The organism is Serratia sp. ASV30 (assembly GCF_016428815.1).
GTDB lineage: Bacteria > Pseudomonadota > Gammaproteobacteria > Enterobacterales > Enterobacteriaceae > Chania > Chania fonticola_C.
Window position 1 is genome coordinate 41,155 of the sequence record NZ_JAELTL010000025.1, and the last position, 17,907, is coordinate 59,061.

Below are 17,907 nucleotides of genomic sequence, written 5' to 3' on the forward strand. Positions count from 1 at the left end.
ACAATGTGAAGAAAATGTTTTGAAACAGATGCTTTATTGTTTGTTTTAGCTGCCAAGACTTAAACTTGAATCACCATACCAGTAGCTTGCTAATTGTTATTGGTCATGGGATAGCAACTCCCTCTGCCCGTTACTGCCCAAGACAGCGGCAGTGCGTACCTGATCCGCACGCGGGCATTTCTGTGAAACATATTCAAGGTGGAACTATGTCGCAACAGCACCCTTCTATACCGCCCAGGCGGAGCTTTCTTAAAAAGACTCTGGCGTTAATCCCATTGGCCGCAGCCGGAGGTACCGGCGTTCTGACGATGACACCCCTGCCAGCCTCGGCGGCGGGTATCTCTTCTCACTATGTTCCCGCTTATTTCAATAACGAAGAATGGCGTTTTCTGCTGGCGGCCTGCGATCGACTGATCCCCAGCGATAGCAATGGCCCCGGAGCCGTCGAAGAAGGCGTGCCGATCTTTATCGATAAGCAGATGGAAACGCCTTATGGTCACGGCGGCCTGTGGTATATGCACCCGCCGTTTGTTCCCTCCGCCCCTGAATTAGGCTATCAGTCCAAACTGACTCCGCGTGATACCTATCGCATTGGCATTCGCGGCCTCAATGCGCACTGCCAGCAGCAGTACCAGAAAGCCTTTGCGGAACTGGATCATGCCCAGCAAGAGCAGATTCTGACGGCGCTGGAGAAAGGTGAGCTGGACTCCGAAACCCTGCCCGGCAAAGCCTTTTTCAGCCAACTGCTGCAAAACACCAAAGAGGGTTATCTGGCCGATCCACAGCACGGCGGTAACCAGTCGATGGCCTCATGGAAGCTGATCGGTTTCCCTGGTGCGCGGGCAGATTACACCGACTGGGTCGATCATCCCAATCAGGCTTATCCCCTTGGCCCGGTAAGTATCTCCAGCAAAAGGAATGCATAAATGAGCACGATAAAAAAGCCACCGGTAGACGTGGTCATTGTCGGATTTGGCTGGACCGGTGCCATTATGGGCATGGAACTGACCGAAACCGGCCTGAGCGTATTGGCACTGGAGCGCGGTGAGCAGCGCGATACCTACCCTGATTTTGCCTATCCACGGATTGCGGACGAATTGACCTATGGCATCCGCCTGAAACTCGAGCAGGAGATGGCGCACGAAACCGTCACCGTGCGCCACACGCCAGCGGATTTTGCCGTGCCTTATCGTCAGCTTGGATCCTTTTTGCCCGGCAACGGCGTTGGCGGTGCTGGCGTCCACTGGAACGGCATGCACTGGCGCGCCCTGCCCGCCGATCTGAAAATGCGTACCACAGTGACGGAAAAGTATGGCGACAAATGGGTGCCAGAAGGCATGTTGTTGCAGGATTACCCTCTCAGTTACGCCGAGCTGGAGCCTTACTTCGATAAGTTCGAGAAGGTCTGTGGCACCGCAGGCAAAGCCGGTAACCTGCAAGGCAACATCGTCAAAGGCGGCAACCCGTTCGAAGGGCCACGCACTAGCGAATATCCCACGGCCCCCCTCAAGCAGCTCTATTCTGGTTCGCTGTTTGGCAAGGCGGCCGAGTCGCTCGGCTATCACCCGTTCAGTATTCCAGCAGCCAACTGCTCGGAGCCTTATACCAATCCCTACGGTGTGCAACTCGGTCCCTGTAACTACTGCGGTTACTGTGAGCGCTTCGGCTGTTTTATGTACTCCAAGGCCTCACCGCAAACCACCATTCTGCCGGTGCTGATGAAGCGGAAAAACTTCGAATTGCGCACCCAGTCGCAGGTTATCAAGGTCAATCTGGACAGCAGCGGCAAAAAGGCCACCGGTGTCACCTATGTCGACGCCCAGGGCCAACAGATTGAACAACCGGCGGACCTGGTGATCCTCAGCGCCTTTCAGCTGCATAACGTGCGTCTGCTGCTGCTCTCCGGCATCGGTAAACCTTATGACCCCGTCACTGGCGAAGGGGTCGTTGGCAAGAACTACGCCTATCAGATGAACAGCGGCATTTCGCTATTTTACGATAAGGACACCCACTTCAACCCGTTCATCGGAGCCGGAGCCGCAGGCACGGTGATCGACGACCTCAACTCGGAAAACTTCGACCACGGCGAGTTGGGCTTTATCGGTGGTGCCTATATTTCCGCCACCCGCACCGGTGGCCGCCCGATCCAACAGATGTCATTACCGCCAGGAACGCCCACCTGGGGCAGTGGCTGGAAACAAGGCATCAAAGATAATTATCCGCACTCGATGAGCATTGGCTCTGAAGGCTCGGTGATGCCCTATCGCGACTGCTATCTCGATCTCGATCCCACCTATCGGGATGCCTATGGGCTACCGCTGCTGCGCATGACCTTCGACTGGAAGGCTAACGAGATCAAGATGACCCAACACATTACCAGCAAGATGGCGAACATCGCCAAGGCCATGGAGCCGAAGCAGATGGCGATTTCGGTGATGGGCAGCGGTTCGCACTATGACGTGCGCCCGTATCAATCCACCCACACTACCGGCGGGGCAATCACCGGCGACAACCCAAAAACCAGCGTGGTGAACAAATACCTGCAATGCTGGGACGTGCCCAACGTGTTTGTCACCGGTGCCTGCGCCTTCCCGCAGAACCTGGCTTATAACCCCACCGGGATCGTCGGTGCGCTGGCCTATTATTCAGCGGAAGCGATCCGTAATCAGTATCTGAACAACCCCGGCCCGTTGGTTCAGGCCTGATACGCAAGGAGAAGACGATGAAAGGATTAACCCCCTCGCTGCTGGCCTTGCTGGTATTAAGCGCCAGCGCTCAGGCCGCCGAGGATACCCACCAGGTTGGGCAAATCGCTCATGGCGAATATCTGGCCCGCGTTGGTGACTGTGCCGCCTGCCATACCGCACTAGGTGGCATGGCGTTCGCCGGTGGGCTGAAGATGACCACCCCGGTTGGCGCGATCTATTCCACCAATATCACCCCAGACAAAACCACCGGGATCGGTGCCTACGACCTACAAGCGTTTGCCGACGCCCTGCGTAAAGGCATTAGGCACGATGGTACTCGGCTCTACCCGGCCATGCCCTATCCCTCGTTCGCCAAAATCAATGATGAGGATTTACGCGATCTGTATCTCTACTTCACCCAACGGGTAACGCCGGTGGTGCAGCAGAACAAGGCTAGCGATATCCCCTGGCCGCTGAATATGCGCTGGCCGTTGGCGATGTGGGACGGCATTTTCCGCGAGGATGGCGCCTATCAGCCAGACGCTAACCAAAGCGCACAATGGAACCGTGGGGCTTATCTGGTACAAGGATTGGGCCACTGCGGCAGTTGCCATACGCCACGCGGCATTGGCTTCCAGGAGAAGGCGCTGAACCAGACTGATGACGCCTATCTGAGCGGTGGGACGCTGGAAGGTTGGCACGCCGCCAGCCTGCGTGGCGATGCGCTCAGCGGGCTGGGTAGTTGGAACGCGGAAGATCTGACCCGTTTCCTGAAAACCGGCCACAGCGACAGATTTGCCGCCTTTGGCTCCATGGTGGACGTGGTACAAGACAGCACTCAGCACCTGAGCGACGAGGATTTGCAGGCGATCGCCGCTTATCTGAAATCGCTGCCTGCGGGGGATGAGCAAATAACGCCAACGGCCAACCAGCCGCTGGCACTCTACAGCACCGGCCAAGGCAACCCAGGCGGTCAGGCTTATCTGGACAACTGCGCCGCCTGCCACCGCAGCGATGGTCAGGGCTATCGCAATACCTTCCCACAGTTGGCCCATAATCCGGCGTTGCTGGCGGAAGACCCTGCTTCGGTGATCAGCATCATTCTGAATGGTTCACGTACGCCGATGACTATAGACGCCCCTACAGGACTCACCATGCCAGACTTTGGCTGGCGTCTGAGCGACCAGCAGGTGGCCCAGATTGCCACTTTTGTGCGCACCAGTTGGGGGAATAACGCCGCTCCGGTCACTGCCGATCAGGTCAAAGAAATACGGGAGAACAGCGCCGCCAAACCTTCCCAGCAGTAAACACCACAACGGGCGCAGCATGCAGCGCCCCTACGTTTTGACTTGATCGTTGGTGTTACAGATTGTCTCTCATACCTGACTATAGCGCCGTACCGGCCCCCTCTCCTTTTTGGGGAGAGGGTTGGGGTGAGGGGAAACAGTGGACACCGGCTCACCATTGATTATCCAAACAGTCGCAGCATGCAGCGCTCCTACGTAGCGAGTTTGATCTCCACAGATCTTGCTCCACACGGTTGCACAGCCCGGCGAAATCACCTTAAATAAGCTATCGCATTGAGGCTACAGGATTTCGGTCGTCTTTGACTGCTCCCCGCCCTAAAGGGCGAGGACTCCCACTTCACAGAGCCGAACCTAAGCCGCGTGCTGCGATTCAGGATTTACAGGCTCTCCGTGGGCTAACACTGCCAGCCCGGCAGCTTTGATATTACGCGCCGCGTTGTTATCTCGATCATGGTCAGCTCCGCACTCAGGGCAGTGCCAGTGACGAACATCAAGTGGCATTTTTTCCATGGTGAAGCCGCAACAGCTACAGCGTTTTGAGGACGGGAAAAACTGATCTATGGCAACGACAGAGCGTCCAGACCCTTTCGCCTTGTACTGTAGCTGCCGCACAAATTCACCCCATCCGGCATCGGATATCGCTTTCGATAGTTTGGGATTACGGAGCATGTTTTTCACTTTCAGGGATTCAACGCAAACAACTTGGTTCTCGTTTATCAGTTTGCGGGACAACTTATGCAGGCTGTCCATTCGGCAATCAGCAATTTTAGCGTGGAGCTTTGCGACTTTTAATCTTGCTTTAGCACGGTTCCTTGAACCTTTTTTCTTCTTGCTCAATCGGCGCTGTAACAACGCTAAACGTTTCGCGTACTTCGCCGTGTGGCGGGGATTGCCGGTTTTAAATCCGCTATCGGTGACGAACAAATCTTTTAAACCCATATCAATGCCCGTCATTTTTGCGGTAACAGGCAGTGATTTTGATTCAAATTCGCACAAGCAGGACACGAAATATCGACCTGATGCGTCTTTGGAAATTGTGACGGTTGAAGGTGTCGAGGGGAGTTCACGACTCCAGCGAACAGAGAGTGGCGTTGTGTTTTTAGCCATGTACAGCTTGCCGTTACGGTATTTAAAGGCACTCGCCGTAAATTCAGCAGATTGTTTGTGGTGTTTGCTTTTGAATGTCGGGTACTTGGCACGCCCCGCAAAGAAGTTAGAAAAGGCGGTCTGTTGGTGGCGAAGAGTCTGCTGTAACGGGACGCAGGAAGCATCATTCAGCCAGGTAAATTCAGGCTCTTTTTTTAGGGCGGTTAGTCGGGCATTGGCCTGAATGTAGCCGATCTTCTCCTGTCGTTCGCGGTACGCATCAGTTCGCCAGCGAAGAACTGAATTGTAGACAAAACGCACACAGCCGAAGGTTTGAGCTAAAAACTCAATCTGATCCTGTGTTGGATAAAACCGATATTTGTAGGCGCGTTTCATATGTACAAAATTACAGGGGTTATAGTGAAAAGACAAAAAGAAGTTAGCTTGAAAACCGCCTCCTTTCCTCCCCGGTCTAAAGGCCCAGGTTTCCCGGAGGCAATCTGATGATCACGGATCCCAACCAGCGCCTGCTGGACAAACTGCAACACGATCTGACCAGCGCTGGCGCTATGCCGCTCTACCTGCGCTTTAACGAATCGGTACGACAAGCCATTGAGCTTGGCATATTGAACCAGGGGGATTTTCTGCCCAGTGAGCGCCATTTCACCGAGCGGCTGGGGATCTCGCGCATTACGGTACGCAAAGCCCTGGCCTGCCTGGAGCAGGACGGCATTATCGGCCGCTCGCGGGGCTATGGCACCTTCATTCAAAATACCGTGGCTCAACCTAAACTGGCCTATTCGCTGGCGGATGTGAAAGGCTTTTCACGCGAAGTGATGCTGCAAGGCCGTAAGCCGGACACCATGTGGATCAGCCGTGAGCAAATCCCGGCGGATAGCGCACTGGCCGAGAAGCTATCGCTGGCCGAGCATACGCCGGTGTACAAACTCAAACGTATTCACTTTATCGATCAGCGCCCCATGTCGGTGGCGGTGTCTTATGTGGTGGCGGAGGCGATAGCCAACGTTGATGATATTGGCGTTTCTCTGTATGACTACTTCCGTTTGAACAACGTGGAGCTGGGATCGCTACGTAGCCAGGTCAGCGCCGCCATGAGCGACGGTGAAACCCTGCAAGCGCTACAGTTGAAAGACCCCATGCCGCTGCTGATCATCAAGCAAACGCTGTTCGACAGCCGGAAAAAGCCCATCGAATACAGCGAAAGCTTCTGCCGCAGCGACATGTACGAGTTTATCAGCGAGGATTGAGCTCCTCACTGGCCAGGAGCTGAGCCAGGGTTGGCGCACAATCTCCACCAGCCTGCGATACCACGTAACCGGCGATGCTATTGGCTAACATCATGCTTTGGCGGGCGGTCAGGCCCAATGCGAGCCCGGCGAGCAAACCGGCGCTGTGGCTATCGCCAGCACCGATGCTGTCAACCACGTTGACCTGGCGAGCGGCAATCCAACCATGATCCTCCGGCCCGGCAAAGTAATAGCCGCCTTCCCCCCCGCAGCGCACAATCACCAGTTGCCCGGTGGTTGACCATAACTGCTGGCAAAAACCGGCAATATCTTCCTGCATGCCAAGGTGCTGGGCTTCTCGCTGGTTTAGCGTCAAGATCACCCCTGGGCGGATCAGGCTTTGCAGCAGGCTCTGCGCCATCACGTCAATGCGCGGGCCAATATCCAGCACGACGCGAACCTGTTTGGGCAGGCGTAACAGCCAGTCCACCAGCACGTGGCCCTGCCTGGCACCCAGTTGATAACCGGAAAGGTAAACCAGCCCGCTTTGTGGCGTCACGTCTGCCAACCACTCCGGCTGCCACTGGTTCTCTATGCCATCGATAGAGATAAAGGTGCGCTCACCGTCCGGCTCGACCAGCGCCAGACACCAGCCGTTATCCTCACCCCCCACTTGCAGATCGGAATTCACGCCGCGCTGCGCCATCTCGCTACGCAAACGCTCTGCCCACACGCCTTCGCCCACCGGCAGCAGATTGTGGCTGGTAATGCCCAACTGGCGCAGAGCCACGGCAATATTCAGCGCGCAGCCCCCTAAATGCAGCCCCTGCATCTGGGCCGACACGTCGCCACCGCGTACCGGCAAGGCATCGGCGCTCACCACCATATCCATCACCGCTGCGCCAATCACCGTCACCGGGCACTGCTGATGCCAGCCGCCCTGGGTCAGCGTCTGCAATAACTCGCGTCTTTCGTTACTCATTCAGCCTCCTGCCAGCGCTGGCGGAAACGGAGAAAGGCCTGCGCGTAGTGATTGATATCCAGCGGATTCACCCGCTTCAATTCTGCCAACATAGCCGCGTCGAACGCGTCGATACCGTTCAAGGCACCGCAGATCGCCGTGGCCATCGCGCCGATGGTGTCGGTATCACCGCCCAGGTTGGCGCACAGGATCGCACAGCGGGTAGGGTCGGTTTGCGCCAGTTCGACCATAGCCAACGCGGCCGGTACGGATTCTATGGTGCTGACCCCTGCGCCAACCAGTTGGTAGACCCGTTCGGAGGCCTGCTCGGTACCGCCAGCCTGTTCGACTACCTGGAAGGCCAGTTCGATACGCGCCGCTAAAGACGCGCTGAAGGTGGTGCTCTGGCGGCGCTGAGCGTAATCTGACACCCCCGGTAACGCCAGGCGGATCTCTGCCCAACTGGCCCCTTCGACCGCCTTGGCAACCGCCCAGGCAATCACCACCGCACCGGCAACCGCGATATCGGATTTATGCGTCGGGCTGGAGGCCAGCCAGACCTGCTGGCAAAACTGCTCCAACGGCGCAGAAGGCAGCACACAACCCAACGGGGAAACCCGCATTGCCGCGCCGTTGGTCACCCCGTTGTTTTCCAAATTGCTAATCGGCGTGCCCTTCTTCTGCTCCCCCAGCGCCAGTTTGGAACTAGGGCCAAGGATGTTTTTGTTGAAGGCGTCAAAACTATCGACCCAGCGGATCACGTTGCGGGCAATCAGCTCCGGAACCACTTCACCGTCGGCCTCGATCAGCGCGTCGGCGAGTGCCAGAGCCATCGAGGTATCATCGGTATACTGCGCTGCCGTGAAATAGCAGGCGGCGCTGTTTTCCGCCGGGCCGTCGAGGAAGCGGTCGATCCAGCCAAAGTGGCGCTTAACCCGCTCACGCGGCCACAGCTCGGAAGGCATGCCAAGCGCATCTCCCAGCATTTGACCATAAAGTGCGCCCACCACGCGTTGTTCCTGGGTTAACTGCTTCATCTGTTTCTCCTGAATTTTTACCTTGCCGGGCAACAGGCCCGGCGCAACGAATTAAGACCGTGCCACGTCAATCGGGGTGATGTTGTCGCTGCGTTCACGGAAGAACAGCAGGAACAGCAGCATGACGCCCACCACCATCACCGCACCCACGCCCCACACGGCGAACCAGTCAAACGTCATACCGTCTCGCGGTTGTTCAAGGGCAAAAGTGGTCATCGCACGGCCCCCAAGCCAGTTACCGATAAAGCTGCCCAACCCTTGGCAAATCAGGGTGATCAGGCCCTGAGCGGCGGTACGCATATGCGGTGGCGCTTTTTTGTCGACGTAGATATAGCCGGTCACGAAATAGAAATCGTAGCTGACGCCATGCAGCAAAATGCCCAGGAACAGCATGCTGTAGGCCCAGACGTCGGCGGTGCCGCCGTAGATAAAGAACACATAGCGGATCGCTGCGGTCACAAAGCCCAGCAGCAGCACCTTCTTGATGCCGTATCGCTTGAGCAGCAACGGCAGCGCCAACATGGCAAAGATTTCCGAGACCTGCCCCAGTGTCATCCAGCCTGTGGCATTCGGCAGCCCAACCTGCGTCAGATAGCCATTGGCAAACTGGTAGTAAAACGCCAACGGCATACAGAACAGGAACGAGCACAGGGCGAAGGTGGCAAATGAGCGATCCTTCAGCAGGCCAAGCGCGTTCAGGCCCAGCAACGCCTTGATATCCACCGGGCCAGTGCCTTTGGCTGGCGTATTGGGCAGCACAAAGCTGTATAAACCGAGCGCGATCGAGGCCACACCGGTAATGATTAGCGGCAGGTTGCTATCGGAAATATTGCCTAAACCCAGCAGCGGCGGCAGCATAAAGCCCACCACCAGACCGGAGGCAATCCACCCCAAAGTGCCCAGTACGCGGATGCGCGGGAACTCTTTCTCGGTATCGGTAATGTTGGCAAAGGCGATGCTGTTGGTCAGCGCCACGGTCGGCATATAGGTGATGGCATAAATCACCAGCAGCGGGAAGAAGGTGGCAAAGGTGGTTTGCCAGGCGATGATGAACATCAGCACCCCGCCAGCCAGATGCAACCAGCCCAAGACTTTTTGCGCGGCGAAGTAGCGATCGGCAATGACGCCAACCAGCACCGGCGAGAGGATTGCCGCAATCGCCGTACTGCTGTACGACCAGGCAATTTCGCCCGGCGTGAAGCCGAGCTTGTTGAGGTATTGCCATAGGGGAACAAACCACGCTCCCCAGATAAACCACTCGATAAACATCATGACAGACAGCTTCAGATGAGGACGTTTCATTATTATGTATCCTTGCTGGCTACCTTCCCGGCATCGGCTCGGGAAAGCGGTGTAGGGTTCCTGGTATTAGTATCATTACGATACCTATATAATACCTTAATGATACCTTTAATCCTTTGCAGCGATCCCGCTCACACTTCAGGCAGTCAGGCTTTGTTTAAGTTTTGTTTACCTTTGACACTTCGCTGTTTATCCTGCGTTTATTAGCCATTGCCGATAATCACAGGATGACAGAATCAAACGATCAGGGAATGGTCAGCTAGTGCGCGTTTTCACAACGTGGCCAATAGCGTGTAACCTTTCAGCGCGGGTGCCTGGTGTTGCACCCGCCTAACAACAGGAGTCTGTACCATGCGAGTACTGGTTGTTGAAGACAATGGCCTATTGCGCCACCATCTTAGTGTGCAAATGCGTGAAATGGGGCATCAGGTTGATGCCGCAGAAGATGCCAAAGAGGCCGACTATTTTCTGCAGGAACACGCGCCTGATATCGCCATTGTCGATCTAGGGTTGCCGGGTGAAGATGGCCTGAGCCTGATCCGCCGTTGGCGTGCCAATCAGATGAAATTGCCGATCCTGGTACTGACCGCCCGTGAAAGTTGGCAGGACAAGGTAGCGGTGCTGGAAGCCGGTGCCGATGATTACGTCACCAAGCCCTTCCATCTGGAAGAAGTGATTGCCCGCATGCAGGCCTTGATGCGCCGTAATAGCGGCCTGGCTTCACAGGTGATCGTACTGCCACCATTCCAGATCGACCTCTCACGCCGTGAGTTGAGCGTCAACGAACAGCAAATCAAACTGACGGCCTTTGAGTACACCATTATCGAAACGTTGATCCGTAACGCGGGTAAAGTGGTCAGCAAAGATTCATTGATGTTGCAACTCTACCCGGATGCCGAACTGCGTGAAAGCCACACCATCGACGTATTAATGGGCCGCCTGCGTAAAAAGCTACAGGCCGAATACCCGCAGGAAGTGATCACCACCGTGCGTGGCCAGGGCTACCGTTTCGATGCCAAGTGAGCATAATGTTCAACAGAGATAAAAAACCTTTCTCACTGCGCGCCCGCTTTCTGATGGCCACCGCCGGGGTGATCCTGGCGCTGTCGCTGTCCTATGGGCTGGTTGCGGTTGTCGGCTATATCGTCAGCTTTGATAAAACCGCTTTCCGCCTGCTGCGCGGTGAGAGCAACCTGTTCTTCAGCCTCGCGCAGTGGAAAGACCAGAAGCTGACCATTGCCATCCCGCCCGATCTCGATATCAACTCCCCAACGCTGGTGTTTATCTACGACGATAAAGGCAACCTGCTGTGGAGCCAGCGCTCGGTCCCGGAACTGGAAAAACGGATCCAGAAAGAGTGGCTGCAAGAGTCCGGTTTCTATGAGATAGACACCGACACCCGCATCAGTAGCGAAGTGCTGGGCGACAACCCCAAGGCTCAGAATCAGCTGAAAGACTATGACGATACCGACCATGAGGCGTTAACCCACTCGGTGGCCGTCAATACCTATGCCGCCACCCCACGCCTGCCTGCCTTGAGCATTGTGGTGGTCGACAGCATTCCGCAGGAACTGCAACGCTCGGATGTGGTGTGGGAATGGTTCAGCTACGTACTGCTGGCCAATCTACTACTGGTCGTGCCTCTGCTGTGGCTAGCCGCGTATTGGAGTTTGCGGCCGATCAAGGCGCTGATAACCCAGGTCGGTGAATTGGAAAATGGCGAGCGCGAGCAACTGGATGAAAATCCCCCCAGTGAACTACGTGGCTTGGTGCGAAACCTGAATATCCTGGTGCGCAACGAGCGTCAGCGCTACACCAAATACCGCACTACGCTGTCCGACCTCACCCACAGCCTGAAAACCCCGCTGGCGGTATTGCAGACCACCCTGCGTTCGCTGCGTTCCAGCAAGCAGACCACCATCGAAGAGGTCGAGCCGATCATGCTCGAGCAGATTAGCCGTATCTCGCAGCAGATTGGTTATTACCTGCATCGAGCCAGCATCAACTCTGGTCAAACCGTGCTGACCCGCGAGATCCATTCGGTATCGGCCTTGCTCGACAGCCTGAGCGTGGCGCTGAACAAGGTCTATCAGCGCAAAGGGGTAGTCATTACCCTCGATATCTCACCAGAAGTCACTTTTATGGGCGAGAAAAACGACTTTATGGAAGTAATGGGCAACCTGCTGGAGAATGCCTGTAAATATTGCCTGGAGTTTGTGGAGATCTCCTCGCTGCACTCGGACAAATATCTGACGATCGTCATTGATGACGACGGCCCCGGCATCCCGGAAAGCAAGCGTGAGCTGATCTTCCAACGTGGCCAACGCGTCGATACTCTGCGCCCCGGCCAGGGGATTGGCCTGTCGGTCGCCGCCGAGATCATCGAGCAATATGACGGGCAAATTACCATCAGCGACAGCCCGCTGGGTGGAGCACGGATGGAGGTCACCTTCTCCCGCCAGCACGACTCCCACCATCACGATTAAATTCTGTCGCTCAGGCCCCGATCCACGGGGCCTAACTTCCGTTATAATCCCTGCAGGCTCACTCTATCCTGGAATAGAACATGGATTACCAATTAGATCTCGACTGGAACGACTTTTTGCAACGCTATTGGCAAAAGCGCCCGGTAATTATCAAGCGTGGTTTTAACAACTTTATCGACCCGATTTCCCCGGATGAGCTGGCCGGGTTGGCCATGGAAAACGAGGTGGACAGCCGCCTGGTGAGCCATCAGGAAGGTCGCTGGCAGGTTGGCCACGGCCCGTTCGAAAGCTTCGATCATCTGGGCGAGAACAACTGGTCATTGCTGGTGCAGGCCGTTGATCATTGGCATCAGCCTTCCAGTGCCCTGATGCAACCGTTCCGTAAGCTGCCGGACTGGCGCATGGACGATCTGATGATTTCGTTCTCAGTGCCGGGTGGCGGCGTTGGCCCGCATCTCGATCAATATGACGTGTTCATCATCCAGGGCACTGGCCGCCGCCGTTGGCGCGTGGGCGAAAAAGTACCGATGAAGCAGCACTGCCCGCACCCTGACCTATTACAGGTAGAGCCGTTTGACGCCATCATTGATGAAGAGATGGAGCCTGGTGATATTCTGTATATCCCACCGGGATTCCCGCATGAAGGCTACTCACTGGAAAACTCGCTCAACTATTCCGTCGGCTTCCGCGCGCCGAATGGCCGCGAGATGATGAGTGGCTATGCCGACTACGTGCTAGCGCGCGAGTTGGGCAGCAAGCGTTACACCGATCCGGATATCGCGCTGCGCGATCACCCGGCGATGGTTCTCCCCCATGAGGTTGATGCACTGCGCGGGATGATCCTGGAGCTGGTGCAGCAGCCGGAGCACTTCCAGAACTGGTTTGGCGAGTTTATTTCGCAATCGCGCCACGAGCTGGACATCGCGCCGCCAGAGCCGCCTTATCAGGCCGGTGAAATCTATGAGTTACTGCAACAGGGTGAGCCATTACAACGTTTGGGTGGGTTACGCGTGCTGCGCGTTGGCGACCAATGCTTTGTCAACGGTGAGCTAATCGACACCGAACATCTGCAAGCCGCCGATGCGCTGTGCCAGCACGCCAGCGTTGATGCCGCCTTGCTGGGCGACGCGGTGGACGATCCGTCGTTCCTGGCCCTTCTGACGGCGTTAATCAACAGCGGTTACTGGTATTTTAACGACTAGGACGCCCCTCACCCCAACCCTCTCCCACAGGGAGAGGGAGCTGGTATGGCGTTGTCGTCTGACACAGTAATTAATCTGTAGCGCCGTTGAGGTCTAGGCTGAGTACCAAAGCCAAGTGGTAGCACATTCGGTCCCCTCGCCCTTTGGGAGAGGGCGCTGGTTTGGCGTTGTAGTCTGACACAGTAATTAATCTGTAGCGCCGTTGAGGTCTAGGCTGAGTGCCAAAGCCAAGTGGTAGCACATTCGGTCCCCTCGCCCTTTGGGAGAGGGTTAGGGTGAGGGGCCTTTGTTAAAGCAAAAAACTACCGTTTAGCGCGCTCGGCGCTCAGAGTAGCAATGCGCATAATCACCGCTACCGCCTGCTCCATCCCTTCCAGCGTAATAAACTCATGCTTGCCATGGAAGTTATAGCCGCCGGTAAACAGGTTTGGACAAGGCAGCCCCTTGAAGGACAGCTGTGCACCATCGGTACCACCGCGGATCGGCTTCATCACCGGCTCAATATCGCAGTCCCGCATCGCCTGCTGTGCCAACTCGATCACATGAGGATGCTCGGCCACCTGCTCCCGCATGTTGTAGTAATTATCCTCAATCGCCACCTCAATGTAGCAATCCCGTGGTAACCCACGGCCAACTTTTTGTGCAACTTCAATCATCTTGCGCTTGCGTGCCTCAAAACCTTCACGCTCAAAATCCCGCAGGATGTAGTGCATCTCGGCACGTTCAACGTTCCCCTTGATGCTGTTGAGATGGTAAAAGCCCTGATACCCCTCAGTATGCTCCGGTGTTTCCTCGGCGGGTAACGCCTGTTGGAAACGGGTTGCCAACGACAACGCGTTCACCATCACCCCTTTGGCACTGCCGGGATGTACGTTATTACCGACGATTTTCACCGTCACCGCTGCCGCATTGAAGTTTTCACACTCCAGCTCACCAACTCCACCACCATCGACGGTGTAAGCCCATGCTGCATCAAACGCGGCAACGTCAAAGAAATGCGCTCCCTTGCCCACTTCTTCATCCGGCGTGAACGCCACGCGGATATCGCCGTGAGGTATTTTTTGCTGCTTTAGCCGCACCATCGCGGTCAAGATCTCGGCAATCCCGGCTTTATCGTCGGCCCCCAACAGCGTTTTGCCGTCGGTAGTGATCAGCGTTTGCCCCAGCATCTGATGCAAGATCGGGAACATCACCGGCGATAACACTTCATCACCAATGCCCAAGGCAATGTCACCACCGCGATAGTTTTCCACTATCTGCGGTGTCACATGCTTTCCCGAAAAATCGGGTGAAGTATCAAGGTGAGAAATAAAGCCAATGGCTGGCACTGGCCAGCTCACATTGCCAGGCAGCGTACCCATCACGCAGCCATGTTCGCTTAGCGATACCCGTTCAAACCCCAGCCCAATCATTTCCTGTTGCAACGCACGCGCCAGCTTCAGTTGCCCTTCGGTACTAGGCACATGTTTGACGTTCGCTTTAGCCTGTGTGTCAAATGAGACGTAGTTAAAAAAGCGATCTAGTAGTTTATCCATGGTTCCGCCCTCAGAATTTCGCGTTTCATTATGCGGAACCGATCCGGATCAAATATTGAGACAGGTCATTAATAATCAGATTTAACACAAATCATTAAAGCAAGTGATGGTTTAATAGGGTAACTACCGACGCAAAAATCGGCCAATTGGCATGACTTATGGGCTGTTTGGCTTTCAATTACCTGATTCAGCGTCTATCATGCGCGCTCTTAAATTTTTGATCGGCGCCGCTGGCTTTGAGCTTCAGTACCTGACGGGTCACTCCCGTAAGCTCGCGCAGTCTTTTCCAGCGGCGGTTCTATCTGCACCACCGTACGGGATAGAGACACTAAAATGACTGAACGATCCTCTCTGGTTACACTGAACGCCCTGAGTAAAAGTTTTGACGGCAAAGAGATCATCCGCGATCTCAACCTTGAGATTAACGATGGTGAATTCCTCACCCTGCTTGGCCCTTCCGGCTGCGGGAAAACCACCGTGCTGCGGCTGATTGCCGGGTTGGAAAATGCCGACCACGGGCAGATTGTGCTCGACGGGCAAGACATCACCGCCATCCCGGCCGAGCATCGGCACGTTAACACCGTGTTTCAAAGCTATGCCCTATTCCCCCATATGACCGTGTTTGAAAATGTCGCCTTTGGCCTGCGCATGCAGAAAACCCCAGAGGCGGAGTTAACGCCGCGCGTGGAGGAAGCCCTGCGCATGGTGCAATTGGACGAGTTCGCTCAGCGCCGCCCGCATCAACTGTCTGGTGGGCAACAGCAACGGGTCGCGATTGCCCGGGCCGTGGTGAATAAACCTAAACTGTTGCTGCTCGACGAGTCGCTTTCGGCGCTGGACTACAAGCTGCGCAAGCAGATGCAGAACGAGTTGAAAGCGCTACAGCGCCAGTTGGGCATCACCTTTGTGTTCGTCACGCACGATCAGGAAGAGGCGCTGACCATGTCCGATCGGATTGTGGTGATGCGCGACGGGCGAATAGAACAAGACGGTACCCCACGGGAAATCTACGAAGAGCCCAAGAACCTGTTTGTCGCCAGCTTTATCGGTGAGATCAATATCTTTGATGCGGTAGTGCTACATCGTATCGATCCGCAGCGGGTGCGCGCTCGTGTAGAAGGCCGTGAGTGTGATATCTACGCCGATCTCCCGGTCGAGCCTGGGCAATCCCTGAAAGTTCTGCTGCGCCCGGAAGATCTGCGCGTCGAAGAGGTGAACGACAGCGAGCAGATAGATGGCCTGATCGGCTACGTGCGCGAACGCAACTATAAAGGCATGACGCTAGAGTCGGTAGTTGAACTGGAAAACGGTAAAATGGTGATGGTCAGCGAGTTCTTCAATGAAGACGATCCTGACTTTGACCACTCGTTAAACCAGAAGATGGCGATAACCTGGGTTGCAAGCTGGGAGGTAGTGCTGGCCGATGAAGAAATCGCGTAATTTGCTGCAAAACCTGGTGATCAGCGGCACCGTTGGCTGGCTGGTGCTGTTTGTTTTTCTGCCGAATCTGATGATTATCGGTACCAGTTTCCTCACCCGTGACGACGCCAATCTGGTGCAGATGGTGTTCACTCTGGATAATTACACCCGGCTGTTTGATCCCCTGTATGCCCAGGTGATGCTGCACTCGCTGAACATGGCGGCGATCGCCACCTTGTGCTGCCTGCTGCTGGGTTACCCCTTCGCTTTTATTCTGGCCCGCCTGCCGCAAAGGGTGCGCCCGCTGCTGCTGTTCCTGCTGATTGTGCCCTTCTGGACCAACTCGCTGATCCGTATCTATGGCCTGAAACTGTTTCTCAGCACTCGCGGCTATCTGAATGAGTTCTTGCTGTGGGCCGGGATCATCGATACTCCGTTACGCATTATGTATACCTCTGGCGCAGTGGTGCTAGGGCTGGTCTATATCTTGCTGCCATTTATGGTGATGCCGCTCTACTCCAGCCTGGAGAAGCTGGATAAATCCTGCCTGGAAGCGGCCCGCGATCTCGGGGCCAGCAAGCTGCAAACCTTTATCCGCATCATCATTCCGCTGACTATGCCAGGCATTATCGCCGGTTGCCTGTTGGTGCTGCTGCCCGCTATGGGGCTGTTCTACGTGGCCGACTTGATGGGCGGAGCCAAAAACCTGCTGATCGGTAACGTCATCAAGAGCCAGTTCCTGAATATCCGTGACTGGCCGTTTGGTGCCGCCACCAGCATTTGCCTGACGCTGGTGATGGGGCTGATGCTGTGGATCTATTACCGGGCCGCCAAGCTGCTGAACAAAAAGGGGGAACTGGAATGATCGGACGCCTGTTGCGCGGTGGCTTTATGAGCCTGATTTACGCCTATCTCTATATTCCCATCGTGATCCTGATCGTTAACTCGTTCAACACCTCGCGCTTTGGCATCAACTGGCAGGGTTTCACCACCCACTGGTACAGCATGTTGATGAACAACGACAGCCTGTTGCAGGCCGCGGGGCATTCACTGACCATGGCGGTACTTTCCGCCAGCTTTGCGACCATGATCGGCTCTTTGGCGGCGGTGGCATTGTATCGCTATCGTTTTCGCGGGAAACCCTTCGTCGGTGGCATGCTGTTTGTGGTGATGATGTCGCCAGATATCGTGATGGCCATCTCGCTGCTGGTGCTGTTTATGCTGCTGGGGGTCTCGTTGGGCTTCTGGTCGCTGCTGTTTTCGCATATCACCTTCTGCCTGCCCTTTGTGGTCGTCACCGTCTATGCGCGCCTGAAGGGCTTTGACGTCAAGATGCTGGAGGCTGCACGCGATCTGGGTGCCAGCGAAATGGTGATCCTGCGCAAAATCATCCTGCCGCTGGCGATGCCTGCCGTTGCCGCCAGTTGGCTGCTAAGCTTCACGCTGTCGATGGATGATGTCGTGGTCTCTTCGTTCGTGACCGGGCCAAGCTACGAGATTTTGCCCCTGAAGATCTATTCGATGGTGAAGGTCGGCGTTTCGCCTGAGGTGAACGCCCTGGCGACCATTCTGCTGGTGTTATCGCTAGCGCTGGTACTGACCAGCCAACTGCTGTTGCGCGATCGGCAAAAACACTGA

General features: G+C 55.7%; 15 protein-coding genes. 10 read left to right on the plus strand and 5 right to left on the minus strand.

All coding sequences use genetic code 11. From position 1 onward, the window contains the following. Positions 1-206 precede the first annotated feature (206 nt). The 3 genes from JHD74_RS13125 to JHD74_RS13135 are packed head-to-tail and all read left to right on the plus strand — an operon-like array spanning position 207 to position 3,994. Positions 207-926, plus strand: a complete 720-nt coding sequence (locus tag JHD74_RS13125) for a gluconate 2-dehydrogenase subunit 3 family protein (protein WP_199062849.1) — start codon at positions 207-209, stop codon at positions 924-926. Continuing rightward, positions 927-2,705, plus strand: coding sequence for a GMC family oxidoreductase (locus JHD74_RS13130; RefSeq protein WP_199062850.1), 1,779 nt, complete (start codon positions 927-929; stop codon positions 2,703-2,705). Positions 2,706-2,722: 17 nt separating this feature from the next. Then, positions 2,723-3,994 carry a cytochrome c gene (locus tag JHD74_RS13135; RefSeq protein WP_199062851.1) on the plus strand — a complete coding sequence of 424 codons (1,272 nt, stop codon included), beginning with the start codon at positions 2,723-2,725 and terminating at the stop codon, positions 3,992-3,994. A 351-nt stretch (positions 3,995-4,345) separates the two neighbouring features. Here JHD74_RS13135 and JHD74_RS13140 read toward each other — a convergent pair whose 3' ends face one another. Further along, on the minus strand, positions 4,346-5,476 hold the full coding sequence (locus tag JHD74_RS13140; protein WP_074032128.1) for an RNA-guided endonuclease TnpB family protein: 1,131 nt from the start codon (positions 5,474-5,476) through the stop codon (positions 4,346-4,348). A 107-nt stretch (positions 5,477-5,583) separates the two neighbouring features. Between JHD74_RS13140 and JHD74_RS13145 the strand changes: the two genes are divergently transcribed. Beyond that, positions 5,584-6,348 (plus strand): GntR family transcriptional regulator, encoded by a 765-nt coding sequence (locus JHD74_RS13145; protein WP_074032127.1) that lies wholly within the window; start codon positions 5,584-5,586, stop codon positions 6,346-6,348. Here JHD74_RS13145 and JHD74_RS13150 read toward each other — a convergent pair. From JHD74_RS13150 to JHD74_RS13160, 3 genes are read right to left on the minus strand one after another with little or no spacing between them, the layout of a single operon-like run. Beyond that, entirely contained in the window at positions 6,335-7,309 is a 975-nt protein-coding gene (locus JHD74_RS13150; RefSeq protein ID WP_199062852.1) for a PfkB family carbohydrate kinase, read from the minus strand. The two genes, JHD74_RS13145 and JHD74_RS13150, sit on opposite strands and share 14 nt — an antisense overlap. Next, positions 7,306-8,325, minus strand: coding sequence for an ADP-ribosylglycohydrolase family protein (locus JHD74_RS13155; RefSeq protein WP_199062853.1), 1,020 nt, complete (start codon positions 8,323-8,325; stop codon positions 7,306-7,308). Before JHD74_RS13155 ends, JHD74_RS13150 begins: the two co-directional genes overlap by 4 nt. A 51-nt stretch (positions 8,326-8,376) precedes the next feature. After that, the gene (locus JHD74_RS13160; protein WP_024531315.1) at positions 8,377-9,627 is read right to left on the minus strand and encodes a nucleoside permease; all 1,251 of its coding nucleotides are present in this window, start codon (positions 9,625-9,627) and stop codon (positions 8,377-8,379) included. A gap of 351 nt (positions 9,628-9,978) precedes the next feature. On the opposite strand from JHD74_RS13160, the gene phoP reads away from it, so the two are divergent. From phoP to JHD74_RS13175, 3 genes are all read left to right on the plus strand, one after another. Continuing rightward, positions 9,979-10,650: a two-component system response regulator PhoP gene (gene phoP, locus JHD74_RS13165; protein ID WP_021804688.1), complete on the plus strand. Its 672-nt coding sequence runs from the start codon at positions 9,979-9,981 to the stop codon at positions 10,648-10,650. A gap of 5 nt (positions 10,651-10,655) precedes the next feature. After that, positions 10,656-12,113, plus strand: a complete 1,458-nt coding sequence (gene phoQ / locus JHD74_RS13170) for a two-component system sensor histidine kinase PhoQ (protein ID WP_024531316.1) — start codon at positions 10,656-10,658, stop codon at positions 12,111-12,113. An 80-nt stretch (positions 12,114-12,193) separates the two neighbouring features. Beyond that, positions 12,194-13,315 (plus strand): cupin domain-containing protein, encoded by a 1,122-nt coding sequence (locus tag JHD74_RS13175; RefSeq protein ID WP_199062854.1) that lies wholly within the window; start codon positions 12,194-12,196, stop codon positions 13,313-13,315. Positions 13,316-13,617: 302 nt separating this feature from the next. On the opposite strand, the gene pepT is transcribed toward JHD74_RS13175, so the two are convergent. Then, entirely contained in the window at positions 13,618-14,850 is a 1,233-nt protein-coding gene (pepT, locus tag JHD74_RS13180) for a peptidase T (RefSeq protein ID WP_024531133.1), read from the minus strand. A gap of 333 nt (positions 14,851-15,183) precedes the next feature. Between pepT and potA the strand changes: the two genes are divergently transcribed. Genes potA through potC form a run of 3 tightly spaced genes read left to right on the plus strand, consistent with a single transcriptional unit; the run spans position 15,184 to position 17,907 of the window. After that, positions 15,184-16,290 (plus strand): spermidine/putrescine ABC transporter ATP-binding protein PotA, encoded by a 1,107-nt coding sequence (potA, locus tag JHD74_RS13185; RefSeq protein ID WP_024531134.1) that lies wholly within the window; start codon positions 15,184-15,186, stop codon positions 16,288-16,290. Next, on the plus strand, positions 16,274-17,134 hold the full coding sequence (gene potB, locus JHD74_RS13190; RefSeq protein WP_024531135.1) for a spermidine/putrescine ABC transporter permease PotB: 861 nt from the start codon (positions 16,274-16,276) through the stop codon (positions 17,132-17,134). The genes potA and potB overlap by 17 nt, the downstream gene beginning before the upstream one ends. Next, complete coding sequence (gene potC / locus JHD74_RS13195; RefSeq protein WP_074031335.1) at positions 17,131-17,907, plus strand: spermidine/putrescine ABC transporter permease PotC; 777 nt, start codon at positions 17,131-17,133, stop codon at positions 17,905-17,907. The genes potB and potC overlap by 4 nt, the downstream gene beginning before the upstream one ends.